The following is a 15,724-nucleotide window of genomic DNA, read 5'->3' on the forward strand; positions in this document are numbered from 1 at the left end:
ACTTTGTAATGAACTATTATTTTTTACATATTGTAGAATATTGATATTTTTTTATGTATAATTAATATTAAGAAAGTGTTTTATGAGGTGCATGATGAGATTAGTTCCTATAGAGTGCGTTAGAGGGGGATCTTTACTTGGGAAAACTTTATACGACAATGATGGTCGAGTTCTTTTAAAAGCAGGTATTACTTTAACTGAAAATCTTATTCTAAGAATTAAAAGAGTAAACATATTATCTATTTATATAGTAGATAAATATAGTGATTTAGAAATTGATGACATTATAAAACCTGAACTTCGTCAGAAATCTGTTCAAGTTTTAAAAGAAACTTTCAACAATGTCGAAAGACTTATTTCTTGCACACCAATCACACCAAAGGGGAAATATGAACAACTTAAACAATGCGATGAATACTTTAACTCAATTCATAGTATCGCAGAAGAACTACTAGATAATATTTTAAATAACAAAAACCTTTTAGTTTCTTTAGTAGATATAAAAAGTATGGATAATTACACATACCAACATTCTGTAAATGTTGCTATAATATCTGTTGTTTTAGGGGTTGGCCTAAAGTTACCTAAAAGAGATCTTGTGAATCTCTGTGTTGGTGGGCTTATACATGATATTGGTAAAGTTCTTATACCAAAAGAAATAATAGTAAAACAAGGACCTCTTACTTACGACGAATTCCAAATAATGAAAGAGCATCCCCAAAAGGGATATGATTACATAAGTAAGAATTGTAATATTACGACGGCAAGTAAGTTAATAATCCATCAACACCACGAAAAGATTGATGGAACTGGATATCCTAACGGATTATCTGGAAATAAAATAAATAATTTAGCTAGAATAGTAGCTATTGCAGATGTTTATGATGCCTTAACTTCTAATAGGCCTTATAGAAGAGCTCTTTGTGCAAGCGATGCACTAGAGTATATAATGGCAAATGCCGACAAGGCCTTTGATTTTGAAATGGTTAGAGTTTTCTCTAAGGTTATAGTTCCTTTTCCTTTTGGAACTATAGTAGAATTAAGTAATGGTGATATAGGCGTTGTTCAAGAAACAATTCCAAACTACCCACTTAGACCATATATTAAAATCATAAAAAGCGAAAAAAATTCAAGTCTTATAGGAAACACAGTTAGCCTAGTAGACGAATTATCTTTAGTTATTTCAAATATTCAATATGATGTTTAGGGTATATTTCTTTTAGAAATATATCCTTATTTTTTTAAGAGAAAATTTTTCTATTACTATTATATACAGTTGCAGAGTATGGCTTAGACTTTTTACGTGATTCTCTATTGACTATCTCTTCTGCTTCTTTATAATCTTTAGCTTTAAATACAATAGTCCAACCGTTTTTATCGTACTTACCAGCACACATTAAATATTTATCTGAACTATTAAAGTCTCCTTCTCTATCTACTATTAAACTTTTAAATTCCCCTATTGTTTTATAATTTAACTTAACAAATACTGCTGAATTTGATTTCATAACTAACACTCCTTCTTATGCGAACAAACGTTTGATTATATTTTATCGAACACTCGTTCGTAAGTCAATACATAATTTTCTTATGTTAACAGTATATTATTTAAAAAACCGCATTATTACTAAGTTCTAGAGATTATTTTTTTACAAATTTTATTAATTTTCTTTTTTATGTAACAAATTAATCTAAAGAAAGTATGACATAAGACGTCAAATATTTCTTTAGATTAATCCTATCTATAATTAACATATTCCAATAGCGGAACATGATTATATTTTATTTTCTCACCATTATAGGTAAATCGAACACCGTCTATCCACTCCCCCTCAAACTCTCTTTGAAGAACATTTTCAATTAAAATGCTTTCTGTTATTCCACCTCTCTCTACCCCTTTAAAATAATCTTCCTTAAAGCTCTTATCCTCTATATCTCTTAAATCTATATTTACTATGCTTTTTTCACCTTCACTTACTATAGACTTTACATCTATTTTTAATCCTTCAAACTTTTCTTCTGAAATAGTATTTAATATACTTTCTAAAGATTCCTTAATATCATAATCTTTCCTAGCTATTCTAAGTTCTGTTTCTTTTTTAACTTCCATATCTTTAGAATCTACATCATAAACATTGAAAACTATAGTTGATGGAATTGTGCTATCTTCATTTTCATTATTATCTATAGTTTCTTTAAAGCCAAATATGATAACTCCTATTAAACATATAAATATGAACCCTATTGTTTTCTTTTTCAAAACATACCCTCCTAAAGGCTTTTATATATTATATTTACTTATTAAAAATTATAGAACCTCCAATTAAGAGTTTAATATAAATGTTTAAAACAGTATTATATACTGTTTACAAAAATTTTCCTTTATGTTATACTATGGTAAAAAATTACAAATAGAACAAGGGGGCATTTATGTTAATTTTAAATAATCTTACTAAAACATTTAAAAAGACAACTGTAGTAAAAGATTTATCTTTTAAAGTAAATCCTGGTGAAATAGTTGGTCTTCTTGGTGAAAATGGTGCTGGAAAAACAACTACTTTAAGAATGATATCAACTATGCTTAAAATAACTTTTGGAGATTCTATAGTAAATGGAATATCATCTTCTAAAGAACCTACAAAGGTTAGACAAGAAATTGGAATCCTTTTTGGGGGAGATGTAGGTTTATATGACAGGCTAACTGCAAGAGAAAATCTAAAATACTTTGCTAACCTTTATGGTATGAATGATAAAGAAGCCGATACTAGGATTAATGAACTAGCAACTCAATTTGATATGTTAGATTATCTAGATAAAAAGAAAGTTTCTACTTTTTCTAGGGGAATGAAGCAAAAGGTGTCAATAGCTCGTTCTATAGTTCATAATCCAAACGTAATGCTATTTGATGAACCTAGTACAGGTCTTGATGTTAGTGCGGTTCGTACTATTCATGAATTTATAACTAGATGTAAAAATGAAGGTAAAACTATTCTTTTTTCTAGTCACTCTATGCAAGAAGTTGAAAAACTTTGTGATAGAGTTATTATAATTCACAAAGGTGTTTTACTTGAAAATTCAACTATTTCTGATTTAAAAGAGAAATATAATAATGATAATTTAGAAGATGTGTTTGTAGAGTTGATTGGAGGGGCTAAACATGAATAGTTTTTTAGTAGTTTTAAAAAAAGAACTTAAAGATATTTTTAGAGATAGGAAAACTATTTTCTTCTCAATATTGCTTCCTATAATCGTATTCCCATTAATCTTTATGTTTATTAATAAAAGTATGGAAAATACAGTAGATGATGCAAATAAAAATATAAATATAGTTATCCAAGGTGATTCAAATTCTAGTATAGCTAATATTTTAAAATCTCAGCAAAATATAAATATAAAAACTCCAGAGGATCCTAAAGAAGCCTTAAAAGATGGTGATATTCAACTTATAATAAATATACCTTCTAACTTCGATGAAAGAGTTAAATCAGAAAAAGATTTAAATGTAGATATATTAGTAGATGATAGTTCAAATAAATCACAAATAGCTTCTAACACAGTTCACGAACTATTTAGAGGTCTTGAAAGCAAAATAGTAAGTGATAGATTAGTCCAATCTGGAATTGACCCTAAAATATTAAAACCATTCAATGTTGATATAAAATCTGGAATAATCACTAATGGTGAAATAAATGGAAATTCATCAATGCTTGGAAGCATGGTTCCAACTTTTATAATAATATTTATGCTATCCCCAGCTCTTGCCATAGCAGCTGATTTAGGTGCTGGTGAAAAAGAAAGAAATACTTTTGAACCACTTTTATCTACGTCATGTAATAGAAATTCACTTTTATGGGGTAAGATAATAGCTATGTGCGTTGTATCAGGACTAGCCCTTATACTTAGCTTAGGTTCAATCTATTACTCCTTAACAAACTTTATGAGTGGTGCTAATGCCGACCTTGGACTTATGCTCTCTCCAAAATCTCTAGCTATAATGATATTACTTTGCTTGCTTTTACTATTAGCAGTTTGTGCACTTCAAATAAGTATAAGTATTTTTGCAAGATCAGTAAAAGAAGCTGGAACTTATCTTTCTGGAATTATAATGCCAGTTATGATACTCTCTTATGTTCCTATGTTTATGGATGCAAAAAATATGTCTATGCTTATCTTTAACCTACCTGTTGCAAATTCAGTTGCACTTATGAAAGAGCTTATGGCGGGAGTTTTTAATCCAACGCACATAGCAGTAGTATTTGTTTGGCAAATTATTTATGTATTAGCTTCAGTAATAATAACTAAAAAGATGTTTTCTAAAGAGGAAGTTGTATTTAGGGCTTAGATTATTAAAGAACATTTCAAAAAGAAATGTTCTTTTTTTATTGATTTTTTTCTTCAAATATAGCTTAATTTTGAAATTTTCTGTTATTTATAGGGATAAAGAAAATATATTATCTTAATACTCTAAATACATATAATATACTTCTAAATGCTCTTATATACTAAATTAATCTTTTCCAGTTACTGTATGAGTGTTATGATATTTATATACTCATTGTGACAACTTTACTTATTTTTTAAGTTGTCAGTTTAAGGAGGCTATATATGATTGAAATAAAAAATGTATCTAAAAAACTTGGAAATAATCTTATATTAGATGATATTTCCTTGAATATAGATAAAGGTAGTCTAGTTGTCATAATCGGCTCTAGTGGCTGTGGTAAAACCACCACACTAAAATTAATCAATAAGTTAATTGAGCCATCTTCTGGGGAAATTTTTATAGATGGCAAACCTTTATCTAAAGAAAATCCAATTAATCTAAGAAGACATATCGGCTATGTCATTCAAAATACGGGTCTATTCCCACATCTTACAATAAAGGAAAATATCGAGCTTATTCCTAGATTAAAAAAAGAAAAAACAATAGAAGAAATTGAAAAACGTACTGTTGAATTATTAAAGATGGTAGGTTTAGATCCTGATATAAATTTAAGTAAATACCCTGTTGAACTTAGTGGTGGTCAACAACAAAGAGTTGGTGTCGCTCGTGCTTTTGCAACTGACGCTGAAATCATTCTTATGGATGAACCTTTTAGTGCATTAGATCCTATAACTAGAAGTGCTCTTCAAGAGGAATTATTTTCTCTTCAAGAAGAATTTCATAAAACTATAGTTTTCGTCACTCACGATATGGACGAAGCTTTAAAGATTGCAGATAAAATTTGTATTATGCACAAGGGTAAAATTGCTCAATACGATACACCTGAAAATATTTTAAGAAATCCATCTAATGATTTCATTAAAAACTTTATAGGAACTGAAAGAGTTTGGAATAACCCTGAATTTATAAAAGCTACTGATATTATGATAAAAGATCCAGTATCAATTAAAAGTTCAAGAACTATACTTCAAGGTATAGAAATTATGAGAACTAGTAAGGTTGATAGCTTACTTATTACAGACAAAGATAATACTTTGCTTGGAATAGTAACACTTAAAGATATCAAGCGTTCACTAGATAAATCTACTCTTTTAAAAGATATAATGAGTAGGAATCTTTTAACAGTTAACTTAGATGATACCTTAGTTCAAATACTTGCTGTTATGAATGAACATTCAGTTGGTTATATTCCTGTTACTTCAAAGGATAATAAGCTAGTAGGTCTTATTACTAGAAGTAGTTTGCTTTCTGTTTTAAGCGAGCAGTTCCTCGATATGGAGGTGAGCGTACTTGGCTAGTTTTTTTGATTTTATAATTTCAAAAAAAGGTGAAATTTTAGATTTACTTATTCAGCACATGACTTTAACATTAACAGCTATATTTATCGCTATATTAATAGGAGTTCCTTTAGGAATACTTATATCTAGAGTTTCTAAACTTAGAAAACCTATTTTAGGCTTTGTTAATTTAGTTCAAGCTGTCCCTTCTATGGCTCTTTTAGGACTATTAATACCGCTTCTTGGGATAGGTAGTGTACCTGCTATTTTTATGGTTGTTATGTATTCATTACTTCCAATAGTAAAAAACACATTTACAGGTCTTACTAGAATTGATCCGACTATCTTAGAATCTGCAAAAGGAATAGGTTTAACTAGAAACCAAACTTTATTTAAAATTCAACTTCCTCTAGCACTTCCTATGATAATGGCAGGGGTTAGAATATCAGCTGTAACTGCTGTAGGTCTTATGACACTTGCTGCATTTATAGGTGCTGGTGGTTTAGGTTATTTAGTATTCTCAGGAGTTCAAACTGTTAATAACAACATGATTTTAGCTGGGGCTATACCTGCTTGTTTACTTGCATTACTAGTAGATTATATCTTCGGTAAGATAGAACTTTTAGTTACTCCAAAAGGACTTAACCCTAGATCTTCAAAAAAAAATTTCATAGGATTAAAAATAGTATCTGGTATTTTAATTTTAGTAATACTAGTAACTTCTGTTATGTCTTTTATAGATAGTAAAAAAGAAACTATAACTATAGGTTCTAAAAACTATACAGAGCAACTTATTTTAGGTAATATGTATGCTGATTTAATAGAAGCTCACACCGATTATAACGTAGAAAGAAAACTAAACCTTGGTGGTTCTTCTGTTGCTTTTAATGCTTTAAAATCAGGAAATCTTGATATGTATGTAGATTATACTGGTACTATTCTTTTAAATATTTTAAATGAATCGCCTATTAAAGACGAAAAGAAAGCATTTGATAAAGTTAAAGAAGAAATGAATAGTAAATACAATATAGATGTTCTTAGTCCTTTAGGATTTAATAACACTTATACTTTAGCTATGATGCCAGAAATTGCCTCTAAATATAATATAAAGACAATCTCTGATTTATCTAAAGTGAGTAATGAACTTTTATTATCTCCAACTCTTGAATTTGAAAATAGAGAAGATGGATTAATAGGACTTAAAAACTTCTACGATTTAAACTTTAAAAACGTTAAAGCTATGGACGGTAGCCTTAGGTATTCAGCACTTGAAAATAACGAGTGTCAAGTGATCGACGCCTTTGGAACAGATGGACTTTTAAAGAAATTTAACTTAACAGTTTTAGAAGATGATAAGAATTTCTTTTCACCATACTATGCTGTTCCTATAGTAAATAACGGAATAATAGAAAAACACCCTGAATTAAAAGATATCTTTAATATGCTAAACGGCAAAATAGATAATGAAACTATGACTGACCTTAACTATCAGGTAGATGAGCTTCAAAAATCACCTGAAAGCGTCGCTAAAGATTTCTTAAAAAATCAAGGTCTTATTTAATAAAAAGATAAGGCATACTAAATTTTTAGTATGCCTTATCTTTTTATTTATCTAAACCTTCTTCAATCTTTTCTATTATATATGCTATAGCATGCTCGTTATTATTTGGAGCTAGATATTTTGCATTTTTTATTAATCTTTCATTGCCATTTTTAATAGCAAATCCATATGTTGCAACTTCTATCATATCTTTATCGTTCATATTATCTCCAACTGCAATTACTATAGAATCTTTTAAATTATATCTTTCTATTAACATTTGTAGTGCCTTTCCTTTTGAAGTTTCCTTTGGCACTATTTCTAAATAGTTTTTATCAGTTCTAGTTGGAATTTCAGTATCATATTTTAAATTAAACTCCCCTTCTAAAGAATCTAATATATCTTCATCTCCTGCTATAAGTATAGAGTCCCACTCTCTTTTTAAAATATCTTCTGGAATATCAAATATAGCTTCAAACCCTAGCTTTTCATACCTTTCAGTATATTTATTTTTTCTAAAAACATAATTTTTTCCTTCACTACATATTGTTATTTCAATATCTAAATTGGAACCAATTAATTTCTCTATTATGCTTTTTCTTTCTTCTTCAAGATGAACCTTATGTATAGACTCCTCTTTTTCAAAGTCGTATATAGTCCCGCCATTACTTAATATAACAGGTAAGCTAACTTTAAATAAATTACTATATCTATCGTAACCATTTCTTCTTCTACCTGTTGCAATAGTAAATAGTCCTCCATTTGCCATAAATCTTTCTATGGCTTCAATATTTTCTTTTGATATCTCTTTTTCATCGTTAATAAGTGTTCCATCCATATCTGAAACTAGTACATAGCCCTTAAACATACTTTTCTCTCCCTTTTTATTTATTAGTAGCAAAGATAATTTTTCTAATTATACCCCTAGGTAAAATTTTCGTCCCAAAATACATAAGTTTATTTTTAAATCCTGGTATAATTATAGCTTTATTTATATTAAAACCCTCATATCCTTCCTTTGCAACATCTTTTGCATCCATAAGGTACTTCTTTGCTTTTTCTGATTTTTTAATTCCAGCTCTCTCTTGAAAAGTTGTTTTTACGGGCCCAGGGCAAAGACAAGATACTTTTATATTTTTATCTTTAACTTCTTCGTGAATAGCCTCTGTTAAAGTTAATACGTATGCTTTTGATGAATAATATATGCTCATCTTAGGTCCTCCTACAAAGGCTGCTGTAGAAGCTACATTTAATACTCCTCCGCCCTTTCTTTCAACCATTCCTTTCAAGAAATATTTAGTTAAATTTGTTAAAGCCACTATATTTATATCTATTAAATTTTTATCTTTTTCTATGTCTGTATCATTAAAACATCCAAAATCTCCAACCCCTGCATTATTTATTAATTTATCCACAATAAAATTATTTTCTTCCACAAATTTTATAAGCTTATAAATAGAGTTTTCCACACTTAAATCTAAGCTAATTGCTAAAACTTCTATATTATATTTCTCTATTAAAAACTCTCTTGTTTTTTTAAGTTCCTCTTCATTTCTAGCTACTAAAATAAGATTTTCTAAATCCTTTGCAAATAGTTTTGCAAGTTCAAAGCCTATCCCCTTAGTGCCTCCTGTAATTAATGTATAAAATTTTTTATCCATACTTCCTCCCTAAGGTTTAAATTAATTTTATTTTACCATTTTTTATAGATTTATATTTGTTTTATATTTACATTTTTACTTTTAATTGTTAAAATTATACATAGATAATCTATGTATCGAGTTTCTATGTATAAGGGGGTTATTATGAATAAAGAATTATTAAAAGGAAGCACATCTCTTTTAATCTTAGGTTTATTAAATAAAGAAGAGATGTATGGTTACCAAATGATAAAGTCAATTGAAATTACTTCTGACGGAATTTTTTCACTTAAAGAAGGTACGTTATACCCTATTCTTCATGCTCTAGAGAACGAAGGAATAATAGAATCTTATTGGAAAGAAAGTGAAACAAACAGAAAAAGAAAATATTATTCAATAACTAAAGAAGGTAAAAAATATCTTAAAACTAAAGAAAAAGAATGGAGTTTATTTAGTAAAACAGTTAATAAAGTTTTAGGGGGTACTTCTTAATGGATATTAAAGATAACAATAAAGTAAAATCTTTTTTAGATAATACTATTTCTAAAGTAAAGAATAAATATATGCATTTAGAAATACGAGAAGAATTATTAAACCACATAGAAGATAAATTCTATTTCTATATCTCCTTAGGATTAGATGAAAATTCAGCTTTAGAAAAATCCCTTTTAGAAATGGGATCTTCTGAAGATATAGGAGAGGAACTTAACTTAGTTCACAAGAAAAAGTTAGATGTATTTTTAATGGCTTTAGTTATATCACTATCGGTTGCTTGCTTAACAATACTATTTTCTATATCTAAAATATCTACAGATGCATTTAACCTAAAAAGTTTCTATAACTCTATCTTTGCTTATTCTTTAGGCTTTTTAGTTTTATATATTACTTATAGATTTTTAAATATAAAATTTTTATATAAATATTCTAATGCTATTTATTATATAAGTTTATTTTGTTTGTTTTTAAATTTCTTTAACTATAATTTATATTTAAGTATAGTTCCTAAACCTATGATAACAATACTTTTAATCATTCCCCTACTGATTTCTATAAATGGAATACTAATAGAAAAACCAAGTGCAACTTTTAGACTTATTATACCGTTAGCCTTTATATTAAATTTAAATTCATTATCTGGACTAATAATATATCTGGTTTGTATTTTTGTATTAGTCTTTAAAAGAGGAAGCAAATTAAATTTTTTAGGTTTTAGTTTTTCTATTTTTACTTTTGGTTTTTATGTTTTATTTAAAAACTACTATTTAATTTATAGATTAACTTCTCTACTAAGTTTTTCAAACCCTGAATCTCAAGGATATTATATTTATTCTTTAACTAAACATGTTCTTTCAAACTCTAACTTAATCGGACAAGCTACTAATATCGATTTATCAAGTATTCCTCTTATAAATTCAGAACTTATATTTACATACATTATAGGTCGATTTGGTTATATCCCCTTTGCTATTTTAATAAGCTTAATAACAATTTTATTAGTAAAGGTATTTAAATATATAAGGTCTATTAAAAATAGTTATGGTAAATCACTTGTATTAACAGCATTTACAATACTTTCTTGTAACTTTGCTTTAACTTTACTTTGTAATTTAGGTTTTTCACCTCTTTTAAATACAATAAGTCCATTTTTATCAAGCAGTAAGGTAAGTATTTTTTCTAATATGTTTCTTATTGGGCTTATATTAAATATTTATTCTAATAGATCTATTACAGATATTAGTTTTAATAATATAGATAAAAGATCACTTATTTTTTCTATAAAATTATAAAAAAATAGAACCTGATATTTCAGGTTCTATTTTTATTATTAAACCTAGCTATTAACACTAATTTTGATTATTTATATTTAAAGAATCTTTATATGCAAATAATTTAATTTCTTTTGCATCTAAGTTTTCTTTATTCATATCTATAGCATTTATTTGATTATTTTCATAAGTGTTATAATTATATATTCCTTTTTCAAGGTTCATACAAGATGAGTAAACAGTTATATCATTCTTATACTGAGGAGTTCTAACTGTACCCTTTACCATAGCCACGTTATTTAATATGTGATAAAACTCACTTATATCAACTTCATCTTTACAATTATCTAAAGCAAAATGTCTTAAAAAAGCAGCTCTTACAAATCTTGATGCTGGTGTAAAATCACCTGGTAACCCTACACTACCTGCACCTACTCCTAGTGGATTTAACTCCTGAGTACCCCAAGTTGTTTCGCCTGCTTGATCTGCATACATCCCCATGTATTGTCTTAAATTAGTTTCATGCCAATCAAAGGTTGGAGAGTTAGTTAAAACACCTACCTTATTATCAAACACTTTTAAACCTAGTTTTGTGTGTTCTACTACTATTGCTTCTCCTGTTTTATCAGTTATCATCCAATGTAGAGTTGGCGCAGGTGTTTTTTCATTTATCTGAGTATCCATTAGGTTTATTGAATCTAATTTTTCCTTTACACTATTTAAATCATCAAAATTAGATAAAACCCATAACATAAAGTCATACGCTGGAATATTTACCTTTCCTCTAATTAATTCAGGTTCGTTGTAGTTATATCCCGGAAAATTAAGCCCTGCTATAGCTAAACCTTTTTCATTACAACCATCTGCAAGCATTGGATGTCCATCTATTATTGTAAGCATTCCTATTATTGCATTTTTAGTTTTTTCTTTTGCACCTGTTGACATATTTATGTATTCAAAATTTCTTGGAACAATACCAACAGCTTGTCCGAAGGTAAATTCTATATCCATATTACGGCCAAACAGATGCTCTCCATCTTTAGTTACTAAAGTTAATCCTGTACACACTTTTTTCACTTCTTTCTTAATTCAATTATCTCTTTAATAAAGGTATACCAGTATTTCAACTTGTAGTCAAACCTAGTTAAAAATGTTATATTTTTATAGTTTGCGATTAGTCTAAATTAAATAAGACTTAGTTTAAAATATTTAAACTAAGTCTTACTTTTATAATTTATTAACTTCATAACCTTTTTCTTTCATCATAGAGACTATACTATCATCTCCAAAGAAATGCAGTGCACCAACTGCTATAGTATATGTTTTATCCTCTTTAAAATAATTTTCCATCTTTTTAACCATAGCTACATTTCTATCTAAAATCATAGCATCATATGCTTCTTTGTTCTCCTTTTGCATAGCTACTGCTTCTTCCATAAACTTTTCATCGCCTTTAGCATACGAGTCCATAAGCTTTTTAGAATAATCTACATCGCTTTTTTTATATTCTTCAAAGCTTTCTTTTGAGTAATCTTTAAGCATAAGTTTTAGAGCATCTATTCCATGTATTTTTTCTAAAAGCTTCATTTGATCTTGTATAGTTTCAAGTTGCTTTACTTCTTTTCCTGAACTTTTAGCTACAGCTATAAGCTTATCATCGAAGGTTTCCATAACTAAATTTGCTTCTGTATAAATACATGCACTTATATTTTGAATTATAAAATTTGATTTATTGAATTTTAACTTCTCATAATCTAATCCTAAACTTTTGCTTATATCTTTTAATGATTCTATTTCTTTTTTGTTTAAATCTTTTTCTATAGTATCATTTCCTGAATATACTGCATTAGCTTGAACTTCTGTGTAATCACTTGGAAGTGGGTCTATCTCTACCCCTAAAACATCAGTCTTTTTTATAATATCATTTATAGTATCAGAAAAATAATTATAATCTGGATTTATAGGATGCATAGTCCCTATTAAATACATAGTTTTATTATCTTTTTTAACTTCCCATTGAACACCTTTTGCTATAGGTTTATTTGCATCAGAATTTACTTCTTTTGAATTGCATCCTGTTAAAAACGGAGCTACAACTATTCCCATACATAAAAATAATGAAATAAATTTATTTTTTAAAATTTTTCCCATAATTATCCCCCTAAAAATTAAATAACCCCTTATATTATACCATATTTTGTATATTTAACTATATTTTTCTTGTAACAGTTTCATTTGCTTTTTCTAAATAAAAGTATTATAATTAAATTATAGAATATTCAGACAATTAAGGCAGTTACTATTTTTCTCGTAGAACTGACCGCCCTTATTATTATTAAAAAAGGACTCGCATTATTGCGAGTCCAAAATTTTATCTTTCTTTATATTCCATTTTAATGTGAGGAATTCCTACTTCATCATAAACATCAGATATAGGCGTAAACCCTACTGATTCATAAAGATCTTTAACGTATAACTGTGCTGAAAGTAATATTCTCTCCCCTTTAAACTCTTCTTTAATAAACCTAACCGCTTCTTTAAGAAGTTCCTGTGCAAGGCCCCTTCTTCTTGCTTCCTTTACCACAAGCATTCTCCCTATACCTACTCCATCTTTGTAGCTAAGACCTTTTTTTAGTATTCTTAAATAAGCCTTCGTATTATCATCCTCTTTTAAAAATACATGATACGCTTCTCTATCAATACCATCAAATTCATTTTCACTTGTGATTTTTTGCTCACAAATAAATACCTCTGTTCTAGCTACTACTATGCTGTATAGTTCCTCCGCTGTTAATTCATTAAATTTTTTGATTTGTATATCCATAAACTCATCCCTTTCTAAAAAAATATTATCTTATTTGACCATTCCCAAAAATAATATATTTTACTGTTGTAAGTTCTTTAAGTCCCATAGGTCCTCTAGCATGAAGCTTTTGAGTACTTATTCCAATCTCTGCTCCAAATCCAAATTCTCCTCCATCTGTAAATCTAGTAGATGCATTAACATAAACAGCTGCGGCATCTATCCTTTGTAAGAATTTTTGAGAATTTTCATAGCTGTTTGTTATTATTGCTTCTGAGTGTCCTGTATTATGTTTGTTTATATGATAAATCGCTTCATCTATATCTTTAACGATTTTTACACTCATTATATAATCTAAAAACTCTTTATAAAAATCTTCTTCTAAAGCTTCTTCTATAGAAGAAACTATTTCCCTAGATTTTTTATCTCCTTTTAAAACTACACCTTTATCTTCTAAAGCTTTTGAAAGCCTTGGTAATATTTCCTTAGCTACATCTTCGTGTATAACTAAACTTTCAGCTGCATTACAAACAGCAGGTCTAGAAGTTTTTGCATTTATAACTATAGCTTCTGCCATATCAAAATCACAATCTGAATCTATATATATGTGGCAGTTTCCAGTTCCAGTTTCTATTACTGGTACTGTTGCGTTATTAACTACAGTTTTTATAAGACCCGCACCGCCTCTAGGAATTAAAACATCTATATAGTCGTTTAATTTCATCATTTCTGTAGCTAACTCTCTGCTTGTATTTTCTATAAGTTGAAGGGCATCTTCTGTGATTCCAGCTTCTTTTAAACCTTCTCTTAAAACTTTAACTATAGCTATATTAGAATTTATAGCTTCACTTCCGCCTCTTAATATAACTGCATTTCCTGTCTTTAAACAAAGCCCTGCAGCATCACAAGTTACGTTTGGTCTAGCTTCGTAGATTATTCCTATAACACCCATAGGAACTCTTTTTTTACCGATTTGAAGACCGTTTTCTGCGTTCCACATCTCTATAACTTCCCCTACAGGGTCTTTTAGAGCTGCAACTTGTCTAAGCCCGTCTGCCATACCTTTAACTCTATCTTCATCTAAAGATAATCTATCTAACATAGATTTAGAAGTTCCTTTTTCTATAGCTTTATCTAAATCTTTTTTGTTCTCTTTTATTATGTCCAAAGATTTTTCTATTAATTTATCAGCCATCTTATTTAAAGCAAAATTCTTTTCAGAAGTCTTTAAATTTCCTAATATATAAGATGCTTCTTTAGCTTTTTGACCTTTAATTATTAATTCGCTCAAAATTCTCTCCTCCTTATTTTTTATCTCTTATAAATAATGTTCCGATTTCTTTTCCTTCTAATACATCTCTTAAAACTTCAGGACACTCTCCGTTTGCAAGAACCATATTAACTCCAGCCTTATTTGAAACCTTAGCTGCCATAAGCTTAGTTATCATCCCACCAGTTCCAAAGTTTGTTCCAGCACCACCTGCTGCATTTTCAAGTTCCTCTGTTATTTCTAAAACTTCTTCTAAAAGTTTTGCATCATCATTTTCTCTTGGATTTTTATCATAGAATCCATCTATATCTGATAATATTATTAAAAGGTCCGCACTTATAAGTGATGCTACTATTGCTGAAAGATTATCATTATCTCCAAACTTAACTATATTTTCTATTTCATCTATAGATACTGTATCATTTTCATTTACTATAGGCACAATTCCCATCTCTAAAAGAGTTTCAAATGTATTTACAACATTCTCTCTTATATGATCGTCTTCAACTACATCTCTAGTAAGTAAAACTTGTCCGACAGTGTGGCTATACTCTCCGAAAAACTTACTATAAATATGCATAAGTTCGCATTGCCCTATAGCTGCTACAGCTTGCTTTTCTCTAATACTTTGGGGTTTTTCTTTAAGCTTTAACTTACTACTTCCAACACCTATAGCTCCTGATGTTACAAGTACTACTTCTTTTCCTGAATTCATTAAATCTGATATAACTCTAGCTAATTTCTCTATTCTACCTAAGTTTATATTTCCATTTTCATAAGTTAGTGTAGATGTTCCTACTTTAATAACTACTCTTTTTGCTGATTTGATTTGATTTCTATTGCTCATTTTTTTCGACCCCTCGATATTAAATTTATTTTAAACTGATTTTATTATATCTTTTTATTATAATCTTTTCTATTATTCTTTATAAATTTATTAGAATTTAATATAAAGCAAAAAATCAGAGATTATTAATAGTGAGT

16 protein-coding genes are annotated in these 15,724 nt (G+C 28.4%); 7 read left to right on the forward strand and 9 right to left on the reverse strand.

The annotated features are described in order from the left end of the window. The first annotated feature begins 94 nt into the window (after nucleotides 1-94). Nucleotides 95-1,207, forward strand: coding sequence for an HD-GYP domain-containing protein (locus tag INR60_RS13285; protein ID WP_194191989.1), 1,113 nt, complete (start codon nucleotides 95-97; stop codon nucleotides 1,205-1,207). 34 nt (nucleotides 1,208-1,241) lie between these two features. On the opposite strand, the gene INR60_RS13290 is transcribed toward INR60_RS13285, so the two are convergent. Continuing rightward, nucleotides 1,242-1,508, reverse strand: a complete 267-nt coding sequence (locus tag INR60_RS13290; protein ID WP_194191990.1) for a hypothetical protein — start codon at nucleotides 1,506-1,508, stop codon at nucleotides 1,242-1,244. 230 nt (nucleotides 1,509-1,738) lie between these two features. Beyond that, nucleotides 1,739-2,260: a hypothetical protein gene (locus INR60_RS13295; RefSeq protein WP_194191991.1), complete on the reverse strand. Its 522-nt coding sequence runs from the start codon at nucleotides 2,258-2,260 to the stop codon at nucleotides 1,739-1,741. A gap of 170 nt (nucleotides 2,261-2,430) precedes the next feature. Between INR60_RS13295 and INR60_RS13300 the strand changes: the two genes are divergently transcribed. From INR60_RS13300 to INR60_RS13315, 4 genes are all read left to right on the forward strand, one after another. After that, the gene (locus INR60_RS13300) at nucleotides 2,431-3,165 is read left to right on the forward strand and encodes an ABC transporter ATP-binding protein (protein WP_194191992.1); all 735 of its coding nucleotides are present in this window, start codon (nucleotides 2,431-2,433) and stop codon (nucleotides 3,163-3,165) included. Beyond that, on the forward strand, nucleotides 3,158-4,342 hold the full coding sequence (locus INR60_RS13305; protein WP_194191993.1) for an ABC transporter permease: 1,185 nt from the start codon (nucleotides 3,158-3,160) through the stop codon (nucleotides 4,340-4,342). Before INR60_RS13300 ends, INR60_RS13305 begins: the two co-directional genes overlap by 8 nt. A 263-nt stretch (nucleotides 4,343-4,605) precedes the next feature. Continuing rightward, nucleotides 4,606-5,742 (forward strand): betaine/proline/choline family ABC transporter ATP-binding protein, encoded by a 1,137-nt coding sequence (locus INR60_RS13310; protein WP_194191994.1) that lies wholly within the window; start codon nucleotides 4,606-4,608, stop codon nucleotides 5,740-5,742. Continuing rightward, complete coding sequence (locus INR60_RS13315) at nucleotides 5,735-7,282, forward strand: ABC transporter permease/substrate-binding protein (RefSeq protein WP_338015015.1); 1,548 nt, start codon at nucleotides 5,735-5,737, stop codon at nucleotides 7,280-7,282. The genes INR60_RS13310 and INR60_RS13315 overlap by 8 nt, the downstream gene beginning before the upstream one ends. A gap of 43 nt (nucleotides 7,283-7,325) precedes the next feature. Here INR60_RS13315 and INR60_RS13320 read toward each other — a convergent pair whose 3' ends face one another. Next, complete coding sequence (locus tag INR60_RS13320; protein ID WP_194191995.1) at nucleotides 7,326-8,129, reverse strand: Cof-type HAD-IIB family hydrolase; 804 nt, start codon at nucleotides 8,127-8,129, stop codon at nucleotides 7,326-7,328. A gap of 16 nt (nucleotides 8,130-8,145) precedes the next feature. After that, complete coding sequence (locus INR60_RS13325; protein ID WP_194191996.1) at nucleotides 8,146-8,922, reverse strand: SDR family NAD(P)-dependent oxidoreductase; 777 nt, start codon at nucleotides 8,920-8,922, stop codon at nucleotides 8,146-8,148. A 144-nt stretch (nucleotides 8,923-9,066) separates the two neighbouring features. On the opposite strand from INR60_RS13325, the gene INR60_RS13330 reads away from it, so the two are divergent. Beyond that, the gene (locus tag INR60_RS13330) at nucleotides 9,067-9,393 is read left to right on the forward strand and encodes a PadR family transcriptional regulator (RefSeq protein ID WP_238480452.1); all 327 of its coding nucleotides are present in this window, start codon (nucleotides 9,067-9,069) and stop codon (nucleotides 9,391-9,393) included. Beyond that, nucleotides 9,393-10,688 carry an FtsW/RodA/SpoVE family cell cycle protein gene (locus INR60_RS13335; protein WP_194191998.1) on the forward strand — a complete coding sequence of 432 codons (1,296 nt, stop codon included), beginning with the start codon at nucleotides 9,393-9,395 and terminating at the stop codon, nucleotides 10,686-10,688. The genes INR60_RS13330 and INR60_RS13335 overlap by 1 nt, the downstream gene beginning before the upstream one ends. Nucleotides 10,689-10,745: 57 nt before the next feature. On the opposite strand, the gene bsh is transcribed toward INR60_RS13335, so the two are convergent. The 5 genes from bsh to proB all read right to left on the reverse strand — a co-directional run bounded on the left by bsh (nucleotide 10,746) and on the right by proB (nucleotide 15,587). Further along, a complete protein-coding gene (gene bsh, locus INR60_RS13340; RefSeq protein ID WP_194191999.1) occupies nucleotides 10,746-11,735 on the reverse strand; it encodes a choloylglycine hydrolase in 990 nt (329 codons plus the stop codon). A 159-nt stretch (nucleotides 11,736-11,894) separates the two neighbouring features. Next, nucleotides 11,895-12,818, reverse strand: a complete 924-nt coding sequence (locus tag INR60_RS13345; protein ID WP_194192000.1) for a TraB/GumN family protein — start codon at nucleotides 12,816-12,818, stop codon at nucleotides 11,895-11,897. A gap of 220 nt (nucleotides 12,819-13,038) precedes the next feature. Beyond that, the gene (locus INR60_RS13350) at nucleotides 13,039-13,491 is read right to left on the reverse strand and encodes a GNAT family N-acetyltransferase (protein WP_194192001.1); all 453 of its coding nucleotides are present in this window, start codon (nucleotides 13,489-13,491) and stop codon (nucleotides 13,039-13,041) included. 25 nt (nucleotides 13,492-13,516) lie between these two features. Continuing rightward, the gene (locus INR60_RS13355; protein ID WP_194192002.1) at nucleotides 13,517-14,761 is read right to left on the reverse strand and encodes a glutamate-5-semialdehyde dehydrogenase; all 1,245 of its coding nucleotides are present in this window, start codon (nucleotides 14,759-14,761) and stop codon (nucleotides 13,517-13,519) included. 13 nt (nucleotides 14,762-14,774) lie between these two features. Continuing rightward, complete coding sequence (proB, locus tag INR60_RS13360; RefSeq protein ID WP_194192003.1) at nucleotides 14,775-15,587, reverse strand: glutamate 5-kinase; 813 nt, start codon at nucleotides 15,585-15,587, stop codon at nucleotides 14,775-14,777. Nucleotides 15,588-15,724 lie beyond the last annotated feature (137 nt).

Origin of the sequence: Clostridium chrysemydis (genome assembly GCF_015234215.1) — a bacterium.
Taxonomy (GTDB): domain Bacteria; phylum Bacillota; class Clostridia; order Clostridiales; family Clostridiaceae; genus Clostridium; species Clostridium chrysemydis.